The sequence below is a fragment of the Sphingomonas sp. MMS12-HWE2-04 genome, from assembly GCF_044881185.1.
Lineage (GTDB): Bacteria > Pseudomonadota > Alphaproteobacteria > Sphingomonadales > Sphingomonadaceae > Sphingomonas.
On the sequence record NZ_CP173254.1, the window covers coordinates 1,211,405 to 1,230,960 of the forward strand.

Annotated in this window: 16 protein-coding genes, 1 tRNA gene and 1 riboswitch; of the genes, 5 read left to right on the forward strand and 12 right to left on the reverse strand. The window is 64.0% G+C overall.

The genetic code is table 11. From position 1 onward, the window contains the following. The first annotated feature begins 126 nt into the window (after nt 1–126). Nucleotides 127–258 (forward strand): hypothetical protein, encoded by a 132-nt coding sequence (locus AB2M62_RS05380; protein WP_404338334.1) that lies wholly within the window; start codon nt 127–129, stop codon nt 256–258. Nucleotides 259–327: 69 nt separating this feature from the next. Here AB2M62_RS05380 and AB2M62_RS05385 read toward each other — a convergent pair whose 3' ends face one another. The 7 genes from AB2M62_RS05385 to AB2M62_RS05415 form a co-directional block, all read right to left on the reverse strand. Further along, on the reverse strand, nt 328–2,874 hold the full coding sequence (locus tag AB2M62_RS05385; protein ID WP_404338335.1) for a TonB-dependent receptor: 2,547 nt from the start codon (nt 2,872–2,874) through the stop codon (nt 328–330). 274 nt (nt 2,875–3,148) lie between these two features. Further along, entirely contained in the window at nt 3,149–3,916 is a 768-nt protein-coding gene (locus AB2M62_RS05390) for an ABC transporter ATP-binding protein (RefSeq protein ID WP_404338336.1), read from the reverse strand. Beyond that, the gene (locus AB2M62_RS05395; RefSeq protein ID WP_404338337.1) at nt 3,913–4,896 is read right to left on the reverse strand and encodes a FecCD family ABC transporter permease; all 984 of its coding nucleotides are present in this window, start codon (nt 4,894–4,896) and stop codon (nt 3,913–3,915) included. The genes AB2M62_RS05390 and AB2M62_RS05395 overlap by 4 nt, the downstream gene beginning before the upstream one ends. Next, a complete protein-coding gene (locus tag AB2M62_RS05400) occupies nt 4,893–5,684 on the reverse strand; it encodes an ABC transporter substrate-binding protein (RefSeq protein ID WP_404338338.1) in 792 nt (263 codons plus the stop codon). Before AB2M62_RS05400 ends, AB2M62_RS05395 begins: the two co-directional genes overlap by 4 nt. Nucleotides 5,685–5,800: 116 nt before the next feature. Further along, on the reverse strand, nt 5,801–7,753 hold the full coding sequence (locus AB2M62_RS05405; protein ID WP_404338339.1) for a TonB-dependent receptor plug domain-containing protein: 1,953 nt from the start codon (nt 7,751–7,753) through the stop codon (nt 5,801–5,803). 182 nt (nt 7,754–7,935) lie between these two features. Continuing rightward, a riboswitch (cobalamin riboswitch) is annotated at nt 7,936–8,153 on the reverse strand. A 610-nt stretch (nt 8,154–8,763) separates the two neighbouring features. Then, complete coding sequence (locus tag AB2M62_RS05410) at nt 8,764–11,718, reverse strand: TonB-dependent receptor plug domain-containing protein (RefSeq protein ID WP_404338340.1); 2,955 nt, start codon at nt 11,716–11,718, stop codon at nt 8,764–8,766. A gap of 422 nt (nt 11,719–12,140) precedes the next feature. Next, nucleotides 12,141–12,217, reverse strand: a tRNA-Arg gene (locus AB2M62_RS05415). Between the two features lie 59 nt (nt 12,218–12,276). On the opposite strand from AB2M62_RS05415, the gene AB2M62_RS05420 reads away from it, so the two are divergent. From AB2M62_RS05420 to AB2M62_RS05435, 4 genes are all read left to right on the forward strand, one after another. Continuing rightward, nucleotides 12,277–13,020 (forward strand): queuosine precursor transporter, encoded by a 744-nt coding sequence (locus AB2M62_RS05420; protein WP_404338341.1) that lies wholly within the window; start codon nt 12,277–12,279, stop codon nt 13,018–13,020. Beyond that, nucleotides 13,017–13,328: a hypothetical protein gene (locus tag AB2M62_RS05425; protein ID WP_404338342.1), complete on the forward strand. Its 312-nt coding sequence runs from the start codon at nt 13,017–13,019 to the stop codon at nt 13,326–13,328. The genes AB2M62_RS05420 and AB2M62_RS05425 overlap by 4 nt, the downstream gene beginning before the upstream one ends. A gap of 83 nt (nt 13,329–13,411) precedes the next feature. Then, nucleotides 13,412–14,239: a lysophospholipase gene (locus AB2M62_RS05430; protein ID WP_404338343.1), complete on the forward strand. Its 828-nt coding sequence runs from the start codon at nt 13,412–13,414 to the stop codon at nt 14,237–14,239. 364 nt (nt 14,240–14,603) lie between these two features. Then, nucleotides 14,604–15,062 carry a hypothetical protein gene (locus tag AB2M62_RS05435; RefSeq protein ID WP_404338344.1) on the forward strand — a complete coding sequence of 153 codons (459 nt, stop codon included), beginning with the start codon at nt 14,604–14,606 and terminating at the stop codon, nt 15,060–15,062. Nucleotides 15,063–15,093: 31 nt separating this feature from the next. Here the strand turns inward: AB2M62_RS05435 and purQ are convergent, their stop codons facing one another. The 5 genes from purQ to purC form a co-directional block, all read right to left on the reverse strand. Further along, nucleotides 15,094–15,759, reverse strand: a complete 666-nt coding sequence (gene purQ, locus AB2M62_RS05440; protein ID WP_404338345.1) for a phosphoribosylformylglycinamidine synthase subunit PurQ — start codon at nt 15,757–15,759, stop codon at nt 15,094–15,096. Then, nucleotides 15,756–15,986, reverse strand: coding sequence for a phosphoribosylformylglycinamidine synthase subunit PurS (gene purS / locus AB2M62_RS05445; RefSeq protein WP_404338346.1), 231 nt, complete (start codon nt 15,984–15,986; stop codon nt 15,756–15,758). The genes purQ and purS overlap by 4 nt, the downstream gene beginning before the upstream one ends. Nucleotides 15,987–16,054: 68 nt before the next feature. Next, nucleotides 16,055–17,401 (reverse strand): surface lipoprotein assembly modifier, encoded by a 1,347-nt coding sequence (locus AB2M62_RS05450; protein ID WP_404338347.1) that lies wholly within the window; start codon nt 17,399–17,401, stop codon nt 16,055–16,057. A gap of 25 nt (nt 17,402–17,426) precedes the next feature. After that, nucleotides 17,427–18,557, reverse strand: a complete 1,131-nt coding sequence (locus tag AB2M62_RS05455; RefSeq protein WP_404338348.1) for a hypothetical protein — start codon at nt 18,555–18,557, stop codon at nt 17,427–17,429. A 131-nt stretch (nt 18,558–18,688) separates the two neighbouring features. Beyond that, a complete protein-coding gene (gene purC / locus AB2M62_RS05460; RefSeq protein WP_404338349.1) occupies nt 18,689–19,468 on the reverse strand; it encodes a phosphoribosylaminoimidazolesuccinocarboxamide synthase in 780 nt (259 codons plus the stop codon). Nucleotides 19,469–19,556 lie beyond the last annotated feature (88 nt).

A 19,556-nucleotide genomic window follows, 5' to 3' on the forward strand; every position in this document is an offset into this window, starting at 1 on the left:
CGCGCCGTTGATTCATCGTTGAACAAGATCGCCGGGCCGCAATCGCGCATCGAATACTCCATCGAAGGGAATAAGACGGCGACCCTGCTGACGCTTTGAGGCCAAGGGCCAAGGCATCAGGTAAATATGAAACTGATCTATTTCGCAGAGACGCGCAATAGCGAGATTGTATTTTCCAATTTCAGCTTAGTTGCTGAAAAGGAGGAAGATGATGTTGGCTTTTTACTCAGCTATTTGCGTCATTCAGGCGCGATGTGATTGTGACAGGGCGCTGACCCGCCGGCGCGAATTCGAGCGCCGGCGGGTGCGTGCAACCATATCGGCAGGTCAATAGGCGGCGGACAGGGTCAGGAACCACTGGCGCGGCGCGATCGGATAGGCCGAATAGCCGTTGGTCGCCGATCCAACCGACAGGGTCGATACGCCCCTCTTGTTGGCGAGGTTGGTGACGTTGAAGGCGAGCTCGGCCTTGCGCACCGGCAGGACGTTCTCGGGAAGCCGCGCCGCGACGCGCAGCGATGTCAGGAAATAGGATTTCACGCTGGCGTCATTGGTGAAGGTGGCGAAGCGGCTGCCGACATAGTCGCCGATCAGCTGCGTCTCGAACGGGCCCACCGACAGCGTCGCGACCGTCTTGTTCATCCATTTGGGCGTGCCGGGCAGCTGCTTGCCGCAGGTCGGCACGACGCCGCCGGTGACGAGATAGCCGCCGATGCAGGTGTCGGTGGCGTTGCCGATGCCGATCGCCGCCGTGTTATAGTCGCTCTGATATTTCGAGAGGTTGTACGACGTGGCGTTGTACAGCGAGAAGCCACGGCCGACGCGCAGCGTGAACGCGGCGTCTACGCCGTCTGTGTGCACGTCGCCGACATTGACCAGGATCGAGGTGCCGCCGGTGATCCCGCCGCCGGCGATGCCGCCGGGGTTGGTCGAGATCGCCAGCAGGCGATCGTTGAATACGACATGGTAATAGTTGATCTGCGCCTCGAGCCCGATGTCGTTCGCGAAGGTGCGGCGCGTGCGCAGGCCGCCTTCATAGGTCCAGCTCGTCTCGGGCTTGCCCTGATCGGCAAAGGCATCGAACGCCGCCTGACTGCCGGTGAACCAGGGACCACCACCGCCGGCCAGATAGGCCTGATACTGGCGCAGGTTCTTCTGGACGTTGAAATAGACCTGCTCGTTGCCGTTGAAGTCATAGGTTGCGCCGATCGCCGGCAGGAACCAGTTCTTGGTGTCGATCTTGCCCTGCGGCAGTCCGCCGGCGAGGCCGGACAACGAGCCTGCCTTGGGCTGGACGGGATAGCGCCCATCGGCCCATTGCGCGCTGGTCTTGAACCCGCCCTGGACGGTCAGCTTGTCGAAGATCTGCCAGGTATCCTGCAGGTGGAGCTGGAGCTGGTTGATCGTCGCGTCGCCCTGATATTGGGTGAACAGCGGCTGCGCGGCCTCGAGCGGGCGGATATAGGGCGTGCTCGATGCCGGATCGTTGACGTTGACGCCATACCAGCGGCGCCACTGGGTCGTGCTGTTATGCTCGAACCAGCCGCCGAACTCGATCTTGTGGTTGCCCAATTCGGCGGTGATCGCGGAGACCACGCCGCCGCGGTCGATGCGATATTCGGTGGTGCGAGTGATCAGCCCCGATCCGCCGGTCGCTGCTACCAGCGCCGCGCCGGCAGCCGCCGCCTGGGCGTCGGTCAACGCGGTGCAGGCGGCCGGACGGACGCCGTTGTTATTGGCGGTGAAGCGGCAATTGGTCGGCAGGCTGGCATAGTTGGGGTCGAGATAGGGCTGGGCGGTCGTGATCGACTGGCCCAGCGGCCCGGCGACGACGCCGGCGCCGTCATTATGGTGATAATAGGCCGTGGTCGCCCAGTTGATCCGATCAGAGAGATGCGCGTCGAAGCGCGCATAGCCGAGATAATCGGTGCGCTGCGCATCGGAATAATAGTTGCGATAATTGCTGCCCACGCTCGCCGGCGAATTGCCGAGCGGGCTCAGATATCCGGACCGATAGCCGCTGAAATCGGGATAGAAGAACGGCTTGGTGTAGGGCGTGTAGAGCTGGACCGGCGTCGCCGTGCCGCCCGCCGACGGCTTGAAGAAGACGGTGGCGTCCTCGTTCGGCTGGGTCATGTCGTTATAGTCGAAATAGAGCGTCAGCTTGCCGATCGCGCTGTCGTGGACAAACTTGGCATTGGCCTGCCAGCCGCCCTGGATGCCCTCGAAATCCCAGGCGCGCGCATGCTGGCGCGCCGCCGAGATATAGGCCGAGTTGGTGCCGCCAAAGGTGCCGCTGTCGATGCGGACGAAGCTGCGCGCTGTCTCGTAGCTCCCGATGGCCTGCGAAGCCTGGATGCCGAAATGGTCGAGCGGGTTCGACGAGAAGGTCTCGACCGTGCCGCCGAGATTGCTGTTGGACGCCGTGGCGAGATCGCCGGCGCCTGCAGCCACCACGACGCGGCCGACATTCTCCGAGATCACCGCGCGCTGCGGCGAGAGGCCGTTGTAATTGCCATAGCTCTGGTCGCCCAGCGGCACCCCGTCCATCGTGTAGCCGAGCTGGTTGGCAGCGAAGCCGTGGATGAAGATCTGCGCGTTCTGCTCGTTATAGCCCCAAGGGTCGGCAGTGATGTAGAGCACGCCGGGCAGCGTCTGGATCGCCTTGAGCGGCGACACGCCGGGCAGGATCTTCTGGATCTCGCTCTGCGGGATCGCCGTTGCGGACCGCGTCGACTTGGCGTTGACGACGATCGCGGTGCTTTCATCGGCGGCGTCGTCACGGACCTCGGTCTCGGCCGTTTGCGCATAAGCGGAATTGGCGACGAGAAGTGCGCTGGCGAGCGCGAGCACGCTGGAAGTAAATCGTATCACAATGGCCCCCCTGGTGCGTGCGTTGCTGCACGCGGAACGGGGCGGCTGTGGGCGAAGATAATTCCAATCCCGCGACGATTCTGTTGCGGCAGCGTGACAATCGCGAAATCGATTGCGACACTGCGGTCGCTTATGCCGGCTTGCAATGTAGGATTTGGTCTGCTTGTCTTGCCAGCGCCCTGTTTCCGCCGTCGTGACCTGTTCTGGGGATACGGCACCGCGGAGGCGGTGCGGACAGTGTCAACCTAGTGTAAACTTAGCTGCGACCGGCGCTTCAATCGAGGAAGCGGATCGCCGCGCCATCGGCATCGCGGACGATGCGAACCCGGACCTGGTAGAGATCTGCCAGCATCGCTTCGGTCATCGCCGTCTCGGTTGGCCCGGCCGCGACCAGCGCGCCATCTCGGATCGCAACGATCTCGTCCGAGAAGCGCAGCGCCATGCCCAGATCGTGGATCGCCATCACCACCGTGCGCCCCGCATCGGCGCGCGCGCGCAGCCGCCGGGCGGCATCGATGCCGTGGCGCGGATCGAGATCCGAAGTCGGCTCGTCGATGATGAGGAGCTCGGGATCGCTGACGATCGCGCGCGCGAGCATGACCCGTGCGAGCTCCCCGCCCGAGAGCGAGGTCGCCTGGCGGTCGCGCAGATGGGCGATGTCGCATTCCTCCAGTGCCTGGGCGATCGCCGGCTGTAGCGTGGCGGGCAGTCCGCCGAACGCCGGAAGCTGCGGCAGGAGGCCAAGCCCGACCACGCGCTCGACGCTGATTGGCCAGTCGACGGCGGCGCGCTGCGGCAGATAGGCGCGCTTGCGCGCCATCGCCGCGCGGCTCAGCCTGGCCAAGTCGAGATCGCCGAAGTGCAAGCTGCCCGTGCCAGGCTTGAGCAGCCCGGCGGCGACTTGGAGCAGCGTGCTCTTGCCGGCGCCGTTGGGGCCGATCACCGCCGTCAGCTTGCCGCCGGCGAAACTGCCGCTGACGCGATCGAGGATACGCCTTCCGCCACGCTCGACGGTGATGTTGGCGAAGCGAAGCGCGCTCATGCGGTCCTCCTGTGGACGTGCAGCACCAGCCAGAGGAAGAAGGGGGCGCCCACGATCGAGATGAACACCCCGAGCTGGATCGGAGGGCCGAAGTGGATGACCCGCGTGCAAATGTCGGCGACGACGACGAGCAGTGCGCCGGCCAGTGCCGCGGGGATGAGCGTCCCGCCCGGCCGGTACCCCACCAGCGGCCGCACGAGGTGCGGCGCGACCAGCCCGACAAACCCCACCGCGCCCGTCACCGCGGTGGCCGCGCCGACCCCGAATGCGATGCCGACCAGCGCGAGCAGTCGCGTTCGGACGACATCGACGCCGAGGCTCTCCGCCTGCGCCTCGCCGAGTGCCATCGCGTCGAGCGCGCGCCCGGTCAGCAGGAGGAGCGCGCCGCCAAACAGGATGAATGGGCCTGCGAGCTGGACATGGTCCCAGCTGCGATCCTGCAGCGAGCCCATCAGCCAGGTGACGATCTCATAGGCGGCATAGGGATTGGGCGCGAAGTTGAGCGCCAGATAGACGCCCGAATAGGCGACGCTCGAGATCGCCGCGCCCGCCAGGATCAGCGCCAGCGTGCCGCTGCCGCGTGCCACCATAAAGGCAAGGCCCGCCGTGAGCATCGCGCCGATCAGGGCGAAGATCGGGGAGGCCAGCACGAAGCTGGCACTGAAGCCGAAATAGATGGCTATCACCGCGCCCAAGCTCGCGCCGCCGGTCACGCCCAGCAGCCCGGGCTCGGCCAGCGGGTTGCGCAGCAGGCCTTGGAGCACGGCGCCCGACAAGCCGAGGATTGCGCCGACCAGGATTGCGAGCACCAGGCGCGGCAGGCGGATCTCGTTCACCAGCAGGGCGGCAAGGTTGGGATGGGGATCGGCGATGCCGGCGAATAGCGCACCCGGCGTGAGCCAGACGGTGCCGCAGATCAGCGAAATCGACGAGGCGAGCGCGAGGGTCGCGAGCAGCGCCGGGATCAGCCAGCGGTTCATTGCCGCACTCCTGCAAAGGGAAGGGGGGCGTGCGTCCGCGCGGCGGCGGTGTGCATCTGGTCGCGAAGTTGTTCGACGACGTCCGCGACCTGCGGCGCGCCGCAAACATAATAGGCCTGGGGGATGTTCAGCAGACGGCCTTGCCGCGTCCAGAAGCGGCGGATGACGCGATGCTGCTCGATATCGTCGCCAAGGCTGGGCTGCGGCACGTCAGGAGCACCCTGGATGAGCAGTGGCGGCGCTGCTTCGAGCAGTACCTCGGCATCCGGGTGACCATAGCCCGAAGTGGGCGGATCGGCGGCGATGTTGTAGGCGCCGGCTGCCTCAAAGATCGCGCCTTGCAAGGTGCCCTTGCCTGCGCCGAAGCCGAGCCGATCCCATGCGGCGACGCGGTAGGTGGCGTGCGGCGCGCGCGCCAGCGCGGCGAGCTTGCGGTCCATCTCGGCGATCAGCGCTTCGCCGCGTGCGGGTTCGCCCACCGCGGCGGCCACCTGGCGGGTGAAGGCGCGGATCTCGTCGAAACTGTTTGCCGCGCCGATCTCGATCATCGGATAACCGAGGCGCTTCAGCATGCCGCGCAGCGCCGGCGCGGAGAACGGGCTGGCGATCACCAGGTCGGGCTTCTCGCGGATGACCTCTTCGGCCATTCCATAGTTCACGCCCACGCGCCCGGCTTCGGCCGCCATCAGCGACGTGCCGCGATCGCGCGACAACCAGGTGACCGAAGTGATGCGTTCGGGGGGCAACAACGCCAGCACCAGTTGGTCGGTACATACATTGACCGACATTACCCGAAGCGGCTTCCGCGTGGCGACGCCGGCCGGAACGCGCGGCGCCGCGCTACCGGAGCTATCCGGTAGCGCGGTTACGGCCAGCAGCGCGAGAGCCAGGCCGAGCCTTTGCATCAAAAAGAGACGCGCACGCCGCCATAGGCCGCCCGGCCGGGCGTGGCGAAGCTGAACACCTCCTCGTAATCGACATCGAACAGGTTCTCCACGCGGCCGAACACCGAGATGCCCTTGGTCAGCGCATATTGGGCGTTGAGATTGACCAGCGTGAAGGGCTTCATCGAGACGCGCACCGGCGTGAAGCTCGGATCGGTAAAGGCGACATCGTCCATGCGGCCATTGTAGCGCACCGTCAGCGTGGTCGAGAAGCGTTCGTCCTTGCTGGCAAAGGTCGCATTGAAGCTGGCGATGTCGCCCGGGCGACGCACCTCGGTAACATTGTCCTCCTTGGCAGTAAGGTGGGTATAGGCAGCATCGAGCCGGACCTGCGGGATCGGCCGGATGTTCGCGGACACTTCGATGCCATGCTGCCTGGAATCGGTCACGCGGTTGGCGGGTGTGGCGACGAAGAGCGGCGCCGGATAGGTCGTGTAGATCTCGTCCTTCAGCGTCGAATCGAAATAGGTCGCCCCGATATTGGCCGCGCCGCCCAGGAAGGTCTGGTCGATGCCGGCTTCCCAGCCTTGCGACTTCTCCGGCTTGAGGTTCGGGTTGCCGATATAATTGCCGTCCGAATAGCCGAAGAGTTCGTAATAGCCCGGGTTCTTCACGCCGGTGCCATAGGCCGCATGCACGCGGGTGTTCGTCGGGAGACGATAGCCTGCCTGGACGCGCCAGGTGGTGGTGTCAGCGAAGCGATTATTGTCGTCATAGCGGATCGACGCGCCGCCGGTGAAGGCGCCGGCGGTCAGCTCATATTGGCCGACCAACCCGAGGTTATCCGTGCTGCGGCGACCGCGATATGCGTCAAAGGGCGATCCGGTGCCAGGCGTGGTGTTCTGAAACTGCTCGCGTTCCCAGTCCACTGCGCCAGTCAGGCGATGGACGATCGTGTCGGTGCCGAAGCGGAAGCTCGACACGAACGAGCCCTTATAGCGCTGGCCCTGATCGCCGTAATCGATGCCTCCAGCGCGGTAGCCCTTGCGATCGGTGTCGCTGAACTGGCCCGAGACCGTGTTGGTCCAGCGGCCTTCCAGCGCGGTCAATTCCGCGCTGAGCAGGCCGTAGAACGCTTCGTTGACGAAGTGCACTCCGGGGCTGTCGACGGTGTAGCCGAACAACGGATAGTCGTTGGGAGTGGCGAAGTCGCTGTCGCTGTCGTTAGCGTCTGCGTCAGTGTAGCTGTAACGCAGCACGCCGCTTACCTTGAGATTAGCCGCGGCCGCCCAGTTCATCTTGGCGGTGGCGCCGACGCTCTCCGATCCGATGTTGCGGCTGCCGCCCCGCGCCGTCGGATAGCCATCGGTGTGATACCAGCTGCCCGAAACGGCGTAATCAAAGTCGCCGGAGACGCCGGCCGCACGTGCGGCGGTGCTGATCGTGCCGAACGAGCCACCCTCTGCGCGCGCGGTGAAGCCGGGTGCCTCGCGCCCCGAGAGCGTGATATAGTTGATCACGCCGCCGATCGCGTCGGAACCATAGAGCGAACTCTGCTGTCCGCGCAGCACTTCGATGCGCGCAGACGGATCGGCGATCAGCGTGCCGAAGTCATATTCGCCCTGATAGGGGTCCGCCGCTTCGATGCCGTCGATCAGCACGAGGACATGATTGCCCTCGCTGCCGCGCAGGCAAATCTGGGTGGGGCTGCCGATGGCGCCGGTGCGGCTGACGGCGACGCCCGGTACGTCGCGCAACACATCGGAGACGATACGGGTCTGACGCTGATCGAGCGCCGCGCTGTCGATCACGGTGACGGACGCGGGCAGATTCTTCACCTCGACGCCTTCGCCTGAACGCGACGCCGTGACGATGATCTCGTCTTGCGCGTCATTGACGGCCTGGGTGTCGGTCTGCGCAAAGGCCGGCGTAGCAGCGGCGATCGCGAGCAAAGAAACAAAACGGGTCTTCATTCTGGGTATTCCCCCTGCGCACCTGCAACGAGGGCCGGGTCCTGCCGCCTGCGACACGCGAGCGACCGGCGCAACGTGACGACGGGCGCTTGGTCGCCTGTCACGCAGCACCGTAGCGGCCCCGGCCGCTTGGTCGTCGCTCAGACGGAGATACCGTGCCTGTGCCATCCCCTGGACAAGGCAAGAGCGACCGTTGCGCCGGCAGGTCTCCTGGCTCGCGGGTCAGGGCTCGATGCACGCCTTCCCAGGTTCCCCCAGTGGCCGCCCGGCGAATCCGCCGTGCTGTACATCTCGCTCGCCGCTCACAGTTGCAGGGACAGCCTTGGATTCGGATGGCAAAGCCATCCTCACCTTGTTCCCGAATTAAGCCCTTGCGGGCACCGGCGCGATCATGAGTTTGGGATCATCTCCCAATCCTCGAACGCCCCGTAGGCGCGTGCCGTCCCGGGAGCAAGATATAAGGACTTCCTTATATGGGTTGGGCCGCTTTGCCGGTCGCACGTCATTAGCGCCAATATTGTCACAGGAGAGAGCACTGTTTGGCCGACGCCAACGCATGCCGATCGTGCCAGTCTGGAGGCAGGCAGCTGGACGGGTGCCGGAAAACCCCGGAAGGGCCCAGGACGCGAACCTGATTCCTGCCCTCGCGGGACAGGATGATCTCAGGCGGCCGGTAGCCGAACCGGCGACGCTCAAGCGCGATCTCGCGAGGACGCGACCGCAGGTCGCCACCATCACCACGCTTTGCGCATAGTGCGTCGATCGATCCACGCCAAGCGTGGCGCAGACCCCACGCTTGCTGACGCAAAACATCCTCGACAGCCCTTCGGCGAGCGGCAGGCTTGGCCAGCTATTGAGGCAACCTCACCGCATTGTCGAGCATCGCATCGGGCAGCAATCGCTTCAAGCGCACGGTCTCGCTTTCGCCCTCCTTGCTGGAGGGCTCTAGCTCAAATTGAAGGCGTTTCAGTGAGGCCTTTACTCAAAAGGAAAAGGCCTCACCCGCTGTGTCAGCGCTGGAAACGCACTCCAACAAAAATGGTCCGACCGATCACGTCATAGACCCCTGCGGTGTAGCTGGTTTCAAAATTGGCGCCCCCCGCTTCGGCGCCTGGAATGCGTGGCGGCGAGCGATCAAAGGCGTTGGTGAGGCCGCCTGAAAGCTCGATATTCTTGGTCAATTTCACGTAGCCGAAGAAGTCGTTGTAGAAGACATTTGGCGTATAGATGTGCTCATAGCGGTCGCTCGTTGTCGTTGTTGTGGGCCGCATCGGCGAGAAGTGGCGCAGCGTCCAGGTGAGGCCGTAATTCTCGTTGGTATAGCTGGTCCGAACCACGCCTTTCCACTTCGGCGAACCGAACACACCGGTGTAGTCGGTGATCGTGGTCGGATCGGCGGGATCCAGCGTATATTCGCGCTTCAGCAGACGCGAATAATTGGCGTCGATCGAGATCGTCCCCGATTTCGCCCCAAGTCCGAAATTCTCCAGCGGCACGCTGTAGTTCACCGCGATATCGATGCCGCGCGTGACATATTTTGAAAGGTTCAGCTTTTGGGTGACGACGGTGTTGATATTTCCACCGGCATCGCGGCTCACTAGCGGACAGAAGATATTGTCGAGCGTCGGCTGGTCGACGCACTTGTTGATGATCGTCTGCGCACCAAAAGCGTCAATCGCATTGCGCAGATCGATACTATAATAGTCTACCGCGATCGACAGGCGTGGAATGAAGCGTGGTTGGAACACTGCGCCCAACGTCAGCGTCTTGGCGGTTTCGGGTTCCAGATCCAGATTGCCGCGCGAGATGATGTCCTGATAGCGCCAATACGTCGTCTTGTCGGATGGATTGAGCACGGCACAATTGGCCGCAGTATATTGGGTGCGGTCAATTCGGTTCGCGACATTATAGGTGTTGCAGGGGTCGGTGACCCAAAGGCCAGATATGCTGCTGGCGGTGTATAGTTCGCCGATATTGGGCGCGCGCACTGCCTGACCATAGGTGCCGCGGAAGCGGATGTCGCGGATCGGTGCCCATTCGCCGCCGAACTTCCAGGTCGTCGTCGTGCCTGCCGTGCTATAGTCGGAGAAGCGCAGCGCTCCGTCCACCGACAGCGTATCGAAAAATGGCGCGTTCTTGAGCAATGGCACGTGCAACTCGCCATAGGCTTCCTTCACGCTATACTTGCCCACCAGCGCCGTCTGCGTGATGCCGATCGTCGGATCGTAGGCTGGGTTGGCGGGGTCATATTGCGGAATCGCGCCAATATCGTTTTCCTCATGGCGATATTCGCCACCGATCACCGCCTGCACCGTGCCGCCAGGTAGATCGAACAGCCCGCCCGAAACATAGCCCGAAGCGACCTGCTGGGTCATCGTCGAGGTCGAGAAGTCCGAGGTGTAGGTGATATAGTCGATCATCGGCTGGGTAAGCACCGCCAGCGGATTGATCGCGACGCAGCCATTGCCCGGATCGGTCAGCGTCGAGCGGCAGACTGCGGTGCCGTCGGGGGCGGTGGTCGAATCGAGGCCGAGATACCAGCGATCATAGGCAGTCGAATTGACGTCGCGGACCCTCTGCTGGGTACGGCCGTAGGAATAATAAGCCGAATAGTTCCAGCTCTTGCCCAGCAGAGAGAAATCGCCTTCCGCACCGACAGTTGCCTGGAACATCTTGCGCCGATATTCGGTAAGCGGCTGGGGTAATTCCATGAAGCGACGGGCGAAATACAAGCCGCCGGCAGGTACCGTTCCGCCGTTCGCCGCAATAATCGCGGGCGTGATGAACGGGCTGTCCTCCGGCACCACTTCGCTGCCGAACGACGTCATCTGGAGAAAACCGGCCTTGGACGTGTTGAACGCATAGGTGCCGGTAGCGAAGACCTTGAAGGCATCGCTGAAATCATAATTGGCCGAGATGCGGCCGCTGAGGCGCTCCGAAGGCACGCTGAGGAGCCAGCCATCGTACCGGCCGTTATATTCGCCGCCATCGGTAAGCAACGTGCCCAAGGTCTGGCCGTCGTTACGCAGTGCCACGGTCGAAGCATTAGTGAATCCACTGGGCCCCAGGATCGGATTGCGAACTGATCCGTCATTGTTCACCGAATAGAGCTGACCGTTCAGAATCACCTGCGCTGCATCGGCAGTGTTGATGTTGTAATTGCCGTCGGAGATGTAATATTTGCCGGTGCTGCCGGCGGGACGGGTGTAGAAGGGATAACCGCGCGCGGTCCAGGGACGGTCCGAACCCGAAACTAGACCGGGCTGTGCTTCATAAAAGCCATAAGCGGTGACGTTGCCGCGGCCGCCGCCGAAGTTCGCACCGGCGAGCAAGTCGAAGCTGTAGGTATTCATGTCGCCGCGCGTCGACTGGCTGTAACGGAAGTTGGAATCCACGCCGTTATAGTCGCGCTTCAGGATGAAGTTGGCGACGCCGGCAACGGCATCGGCCCCGTATAACGCCGAGGCGCCGCCAGTGACAATTTCAACGCGCTCCACCAGGCTGGACGGGATATTGGACACATCCACCGCCGACGTGCCAGGGATCGCCGGCACCTGACGCCGAGAATCGACCAGCACCAGCGTACGCTGAGTGCCCATCCCGCGCAGATCGAGTGCGTTGATGCCGGCATTGCCGTTCAGGTTGCTGGTCTGGTTGGTCTGGGTGACCGCCAGGCTGGGCAATTGATTGACGACATCCGCGATCTGCTGCGTCCCTGCAGACCTGATCTGAGCGGTATCAAGGATGGTCATCGGCGCAGGGCTGTCCGCTGCGGAACGGCGGATGCGCGATCCGGTAACGATGATGTCGCCGGAAGCTTCCGGTGTATCGATCGGGTCCGCTCCCCGCGTCTGTTCCTGTGCCGGCTCCGCCAGGTCCGTCGCCGATTGTGCGAAGGCAACGCACGGCCAGATCATGGCACCGACCAGCAACGATGTTCGAAATCCCTTTACGCTACCCCGCATAATATCTCTTTCTTGTGAGAATTGTATACCGAATACGATACAGCGATGGGGCCGCTGTCAAGAGCTGATGTCATCCCGTTGAAATGCATAAGGATCTCAACACGGAACGATCTGAATGAGTTCTGGAGGGTCATACGATGGAGCGCTGAGAGCCCCTCAATCAGGCATTCTTTGGCTTGGCTGACCGCCGCGGGGCTTCGCCGGGCGCTCGCGCGAGCGGATCCGGTCTTCGCCCGGTATCATGTGGCGCCCCTTGTCCGAGGGGATGCGAGACGATTCGGAGCTGGAGGAGGAATGGCGATCAGGCGAGACGCGTTGGCGCCCACTTCGGTGGATTCGCGGCCGCACTTTGAGTCGCGGACGGCCGTTATAACCTTGCAAAAAGGCCGCGGTTGGCGTGCCCCACGGACATTAAACGGGAATGGCGCGCCCGGCTGGATTCGAACCAGCGGCCCCAAGCTTAGAAGGCTCGTGCTCTATCCAACTGAGCTACGGGCGCGCGCGGGAAAGCGCCTAGCGCGGATTGCGCCGCAGCGGAACCGGGATCATAACGCCGCGATGACCGAAGGGGCATCACCGGCGGCGGTTTCCGCGCGCGACGTGTCGGGCGGGCAGTTTCGCTATTACGACTTCGTGATGGCGGCGTTCGTCGCCATCCTACTGCTCTCCAACGTGCTCGGCGCGGGCAAGGTCGCGCAGATCTGGCTGCCCGGCATCGGATACTGGCCGTTCGGCGCGGGCATCCTGTTCTTCCCGATCTCCTATGTCATCGGCGATGTGCTGACCGAAGTCTATGGCTATGCCCGCGCGCGGCGGGTGATCTGGGCTGGCACCGGCGCGGTGCTGTTCATGGCGCTGATGGCCTGGGTGGTGGTCGAGCTGCCGCCGGCGCCCGATTGGAGCAACCAGGCTGCTTACGAGACGATCTTCGGGCAGGTGCCGCGGATCGTGCTCGCGTCGGTCTGCGCCTTCTGGGCGGGCGAGTTCGTCAATTCCTATGTCCTCGCGCGGATGAAACTGCTCACCCGGGGCCGGATGCTGTGGAGCCGGACGATCGGATCGACGATCGCAGGCGAGGGAATTGACAGCCTGATCTTCTATCCGCTCGCCTTTCTCGGCGCGGCGGGCTGGACCGGCGCGCTGGTGGTGCAGGTACTGTTCACGCAATGGGCCCTAAAGGTCGCATGGGAAGTTCTGCTGACCCCGATGACTTATCTCGTCGTCGGCTTTCTGAAACGGCGCGAGGGCATAGACGTGTACGATGAAGGCACCAATTTCACGCCGTTCGCCACCCGAGTATGAATTCCTGGCAGCTGTGCAAGGCGTGGCTCGGCACGACCACGGGCCTTCCCGATTCGACGCTTCATGCCGTCACCGGCACATTGCTGCTGGTCGTCGCGGCGGCGCTATTCCGTCGTTCGCTGTGGCATTGGCGGCCATGGTTGGCGGTACTCGTGCTCGAATTGCTCAACGAGACCTATGACATGCTCAATCCCGCGAGCGGAGAAGATCGACTCGCGGCCTCGTTTCACGATCTGTGGCTGACGATGCTGATTCCGACGGTGTTGCTGCTGTTCGGCGGATGGATAGCCGCGCGCGCGCGGCACTGATTATTTGCACATCGCGCACTTGCGCACCGTTGCACTTTCAGAACATTCTGATCGCGGTCGGCTATTCTTGAATGGAGCGCGCGATGGAAGTCGAGGAACGAACGTTCGACAGTGCTGGTGACGTAACCATCTTCTATCGTCGCTGGGAGCCGGAGGGCACGCCGCGCGCTGTGGTCGTGATCTGCCACGGGGTAAATTCGCATGGTGGGCAATATGTCTGGGCCGCCGAACAGTTGGTCGGTCAAGGCTATGCGGTGTTCGCGCTCGATCTGCGGGGGCGCGGGCGCTCCGAGGGCGAGCGCTTCTATGTCGAGGACATTGCCGATTATGTCGCCGACGTCGCGGGCACGATCGCCCTCGCCAAGGGGACGCATCCGGGGCTCAAACTGTTCCTCCTCGGCCACAGCGCGGGCGGGGTGACCGCGGCAAGCTATGCGCTCGATCACCAGGCCGAGATCGATGGCTTCATCTGCGAGAGCTTCGCCTTCCAAGTGCCCGCGCCTGGCTTCGCGCTCGCGGCGATCAAGGGGTTGAGCCACCTCGCGCCGCGGCTCGGCGTGCTCAAGCTTAAGAACGAGGACTTCTCGCGCGATCCGGCCTGGGTGGCGACGCTCAACGCCGATCCACTGATCAAGGACGAGGTCCAGCCCGCGGCGACGGTGGCGGCACTGGTCCGTGCCGATGAACGGCTTCGCGAGGACTTCCCGACGATCACGCTCCCGGTGCTGATCCTGCACGGCACCGCCGACAAGGCGACGGTTTGCGCGGGCAGCGAATTCTTCTTCGAGACGGTCGGCTCGCCCGACAAGGCGATCCACCTCTATCCCGATCATTACCACGATCTTCTCGCCGATCTCGGCAAGGAAGAAGTGATGGGCGATATCGTCGCCTGGCTGGAGGCGCATCTCTAAGGCAGGGGCGGGGTGCCGGGCGCGGATCCGCGCCCCGCGGAGGCCTTGTGCGAAGGCGACTCGATCAGAGCCAGCTCTCCGCCGCGAGTTCGCGAATGCGCCTCAGTGTCGGGAGTAGCGCGGCGCGATCGCCCTTTTCCTCCCTGTCGATCCGCACCGGCTCGGCCCGCGCCTCAACCGGTCGCGCCGGCTGCTGAGCGCGCGGCTGGGCGTTTCTCGATCTGCTCAAAGAGGCGCTTCCTTGTGGCGAAGCCGAGACGTTGGCGGCTTTCCTCGATCGCTAAGCGCGTCGCTCCAACGCAATGGATTGACCTGCAGACGCCGGCCCGCGATCCTGCGGTGGCGGCGAACCGGGGGGCGAGGCATGGACGACAAGGAAATCGGGGTCTTCGTGATCAGGCTCCTGACCCTGGTGGTGCCCGCGTCGTTGATATTGGCGCTGTGGGTGGTCCTGCGGCTGCGGCGCAGGTCCGACCAGCCCTTATCACACGACATGACGGGGGCGACGGTTATCCCGGTGCGCAACCTCAAGCGCTATTCCTTCTTCAGCAAGTCGGCGAACAGCATCAGCCCAAGGCTGGAACTGGTCGCGGACGGGCTGCGGTTCAAAATCTTCAAGCAGGACTATTGGGCGTTTTCGGACATCGTCGAAGTCGATGCGCCGTGGATGCCGTTCGGCACGCGGGTCGCGCTGCGACATGCATCGGCCGGGCGGCTGTTCGTCGATCTGGCCGATACCGCGCGCGCGGGCGAGCTGCTGCGGGCGATGCCGGAGCGGCTCGCCTACACGCAGCGGGCGATGGAGATGCGCGACGACGTCTAGTAATGCGTGCCGGCCGGCAGCCGGTGCCGCGTCAGGCGACGGCTTCGAGCAGCCCTTCGAACATCCGGCGGCCGTCGGTGCCGCCGTGCGCGGACTCGATGCGGCGCTCGGGATGGGGCATCATGCCCAGCACATTGCCGACCTTGTTGAGCACGCCGGCGATGTTGCGGGCAGAGCCGTTGACGTCCTCGGCATAGCGGAAGGCGACGCGGCCTTCGCCTTCTAGCGCGTCGAGCGTCGCAGAGTTGGCGAAGTAATTGCCGTCATGGTGCGCGACGGGGACGGTGATCGTCTCTCCCGACTGATAGCCCGAGGTGAAGATCGACTGGCTGTTGTCGACGGTGAGCGCAACGTTGCGGCAGACGAAGTTGAGCCCTGAATTGCGCATCAGTGCGCCGGGGAGCAGCCCGGTCTCGGTGAGCACCTGGAAACCGTTGCAGATGCCGATCACCGGCAGGCCGCGCTCGGCTGCGTCTATCACCGCGCGGACGATCGGCGAGCGTGCCGCAATCGCGCCGCAGCGCAGATAATCGCCATAGGAAAAACCGCCGGGCAGCGCGACGAGGCCAATGCCGTCGGGCAGGCTGGTCTCGCCATGCCACACCATGTGCGGCTTGGTGCCGGTCACGTCCTCGAGCGCAGTCGCGATGTCGCGATCGCAATTGGAGCCGGGGAAGACGATGACCGCGGTCTTCATTGCTTTTCGACCCGGTAATTCTCGATCACGGTGTTGGCGAGCAGCTTGCGGCACATCTCGTCGATGGCCGCGTCGCTGGTGCCATCGGCAAGCTCGAGCTCGAAGATCTTGCCGGCGCGGACGTCGTCGACGCCTTCGAAACCAAGGCCCGAAAGCGCGTGCTGGATGGCCTTGCCCTGGGGGTCGAGGACGCCGTTCTTGAGCGTCACGATGATGCGGAGCTTCATGGCCCCGCCCTATGGCGACGCGGGGCGAGTCCCGCAATCAGAAATAGGGCGCGGTCGCGCGTCGTTGCTCAGAAATAACGGGCGAGCGCCGCACGGAAGCGGATACGATCGGTGCTGTAGAAGGCGATGTTGGAATTGGTGCGGGCATAGGTAAGGCTGAGTTCGGGCGAGAAGCCGAACACGCGGATGCCGCGATTGCCCAACGTGGCGCGGGCGCTCCAGCGCCAATCGCGCCTCGTGTCAGCCGAGAAAAACGTCATCGGCGCATCGAAAAGCGCGCGCGACGCCGTCCCGCTGAGGCTGAAGTTGATGCCATGGGGGAGTTCGCCGCCGACGGCGAGACTGCCGCCGACTTCCTTGTTCGAATAGGCATCGGCAGCAAGCCAGTCGCGCCGGCCGAACAGGCCGAACGATCCGACCAGGCTGCGCGAAAGGGCGTGCTCGAGCGTGGCGTAAAGCCCGGTCTGCCAGCCGTCATAGCCATGGTTGAACACCGCATCGGTATGCCGCGCATCGAGCTGGACACCGATCCGGTCGGTGCGGCCTAGCGACGCCTGACCGCCGAGCTTGACCCCACCCTGGCGCGTGGCGAGCTGCCCGCCATACCAGCGCTGCGCGCCGACCGCCTCGACCGAGATGCTCGAGGTTTGTGAGAGGCGAAGTTCGGGACCGGCGGCGAGCTGGACGAGATAGTCGTCATAGGCGCTGCCGGCATAGTTGCTGCCGCTGCCGTCCAAATCGAAGAGCAGCGAAGCCTTGGGACTGACCGGCAGGCGCATCCCGCCCGAAACCGTCGCAGTCTGGCCGGTGCCCGAGCGAGCCTTGGCCGTGTCGTCCAGCGTCAGCGGCAGCGAATAGCCGCCGAGATTGACCGTCACCTGATCGGCGGCGGTGGCGTTGTTGATGTTGCTGTCCGGGGCGATGCCGAAATCCATATCGAGCCGCCAGGCGCGTTGCTGGCGGATCACGGCGCGGACGCCGCGCAGCTGCTTGGCGATCTCGGGCGGCAGCTCGCGATCCTGGCCGGCAAGGCGGAATTGCTTGTCGGCGCTTTGCGGCTTGCCCAGCGCGATCATCGCCTTGCCGAGCTCGAGCCGGACGCGGGTCTGGCTCGGATCGTCTGCCAGGATCGCCTTATACTGCTCTGCAGCAGCGCGATAATCGCCTTTCTCCGCGGCGATATAGCCGGTGAGGAAGCGGATCTGCATCGTATAGCCCGGCGCTTGCTGGAGCGCCTCGATCAGCGGCTTGGCCTCGTCGAAGCGGTGCGCGGCGACGAGCTTCTCGGCGCCGGCGAGCAGCTGCGCCGGGGTGAGCTGCACCTGACAGCTTCCCTCGGCGCAGTGCCGCGTCTGGGCATGGGCCGCCGATCCCGCTCCGGCAAGGAGCAGGGCGGCGATAAGGGCAAGGCGCACAAGGCTGCTCCGGTGTGCGGGCGGGTTACTGCTTGCCGCCGGTGAACGCGCCGAGAATGTCGACGCGCTGATTGGGCACGCCGCCGACGATGCGGAAATTGCCGCCGACATTGACCGCGTTCGGGCCGTAAAAGGCGCCGTCGATCGAGCTGGCGCCCGCCGTCGCGCCGCCGGCGGCGACGCTGGCGAAGTCGATGCCGGTGAAGGCGCCGCCATTGGTGAAGCCGACGTTGTTGGCGGTTGCGGTGTTCTGGGTGAATACCCCGGTGAAGCCGCCGCTGCGCGTGAGATCGACCTGCGCGGTGCCGGCTGCCTTGAAGGTCGAGCCGGCGGGCACGAACAGGGCGTTCGGATTGACCGTGCCTCCCTGCGAATAGGCATCGCCGACGGTCCCGTTGACCGCAAGGCTGACCTTGCCGGTGCCGAAATCGACGCCGATGTTGCTGGTGCCGTTGATCCACTGGAGATAGGTCGAGCCGCCGCCCGAGGGATCGACGATCATCGAAGCAAGGAAGCCGCCGGCATAGCTGCCGCTGCCCGAGGTCGGGATCTGGTTGTTGGCGGTCTTCTGACCGAAGACGAACACGCCGCGCTCACCGCTGAAGCTGCCTGCGGTCGTGTCTTCCGTGGTACGCGAATATCCACCGAGTGATACATAGGCGGTGCGGGTGCCGGGACGTTCATAGAAGAACACCGGCGTCGTCGTGCCATCGAAGATTTCGAGATAGTTGAAGTTGGGCAGATTGGGGATCTGCTGCGCGGCGAAACCGGCTGCGCTATACTGCACGCGGTGCGCTGGATCCTGGAAGCGGATCTCACGGTTCACGCTGGCAGTCGCATCGGCGACGGTGAGAGTGAAGACGCCGTCGCGCGGGCTGTAGCTGATCGTGCCGTTGGGCGCGTTCACCGTCGACGCGTTGGCGGTATACAGCGTCGAGACTGCACCGGTGTTGGCGTTGGTCTGCTTGCTGAGCGCCTGGAAGCCGCCGATGACGTCGAACGAAGTGGTCGCGGTGACGTCGAGGAAATTGGTCGGCGTCGGCGTGGGCGTCACCCCCGGCGGCGTGCTGCCGACGGTCTGCGGCTGGGTGCTGCCACCGCAGGCGGCCAGCGTGGCGGCACCCGACAGCGCCAGAATGAAGCGGAACGAACGCATGCAAATGTCCCCTTGGGCCGATTTCGGCCAAGTCCTAGGGGCTGCATGGTTAAGAAGCTGTTTAGACGAAGACGAAATCGGCCGGAATCGCCAACGATTCCGGCCGATTGATCTTCAGCGAAGCGCCTTGGTTACTTGCCGCGGCGCTTGCGGTGGCTTTCGAGGTCGAGAACCGCCGAATCTGCGCCTTCGGGGAACAGGCCGAGCCGCCGCGCGACTTCCTGATAGGCCTCGACTTCGCCGCCGAGATCGCGGCGGAAGCGATCCTTGTCGAGCTTCTCGTTGGTCGCCATGTCCCACAACCGGCAGCCATCGGGGCTGATCTCGTCGGCAAGGATGATCCGGGCATAGTCATTGTCCCAGATCCGCCCGAATTCGAGCTTGAAGTCGACCAGGCGGATGCCGATTCCCGCGAACAGCCCCGAAAGGAAGTCATTCACGCGGATCGCCATGTCTGCCATGTCGTGCAATTCTTCCTGCGCGGCCCAGCCGAAGCAGAGGATATGCTCGTCGGTGACCATCGGATCGCCGAGCGCATCGTCCTTGTAATAATATTCGACGATCGTGCGCGGCAGCGGCGTGCCTTCCTCGATGCCGAGCTTCTTGGCGAGGCTGCCGGCGACGACGTTGCGCACGACCACCTCGATCGGGACGATCTCGACCTGGCGGATCAGCTGCTCGCGCATGTTGAGCCGGCGGATGAAGTGGGTGGGGATGCCGATCCCGCCGAGCAGCGTGAAGATGTGCTCGGAAATCCGATTGTTGAGCACGCCCTTGCCATTGATCGTACCCTTTTTCTGGGCATTAAACGCCGTCGCGTCGTCCTTGAAATACTGGATCAGCGTGCCGGGTTCGGGACCCTCATAAAGGATCTTGGCCTTGCCTTCGTAGATCTGGCGGCGACGTGCCATGTCGGCTGTTGTCCTTGAAATGCGTCGCCCCGGCGGCGCGGGATACCCGCATGCAGCCGGGGCTGGAAGAAGGTTGGGCCTATACCGA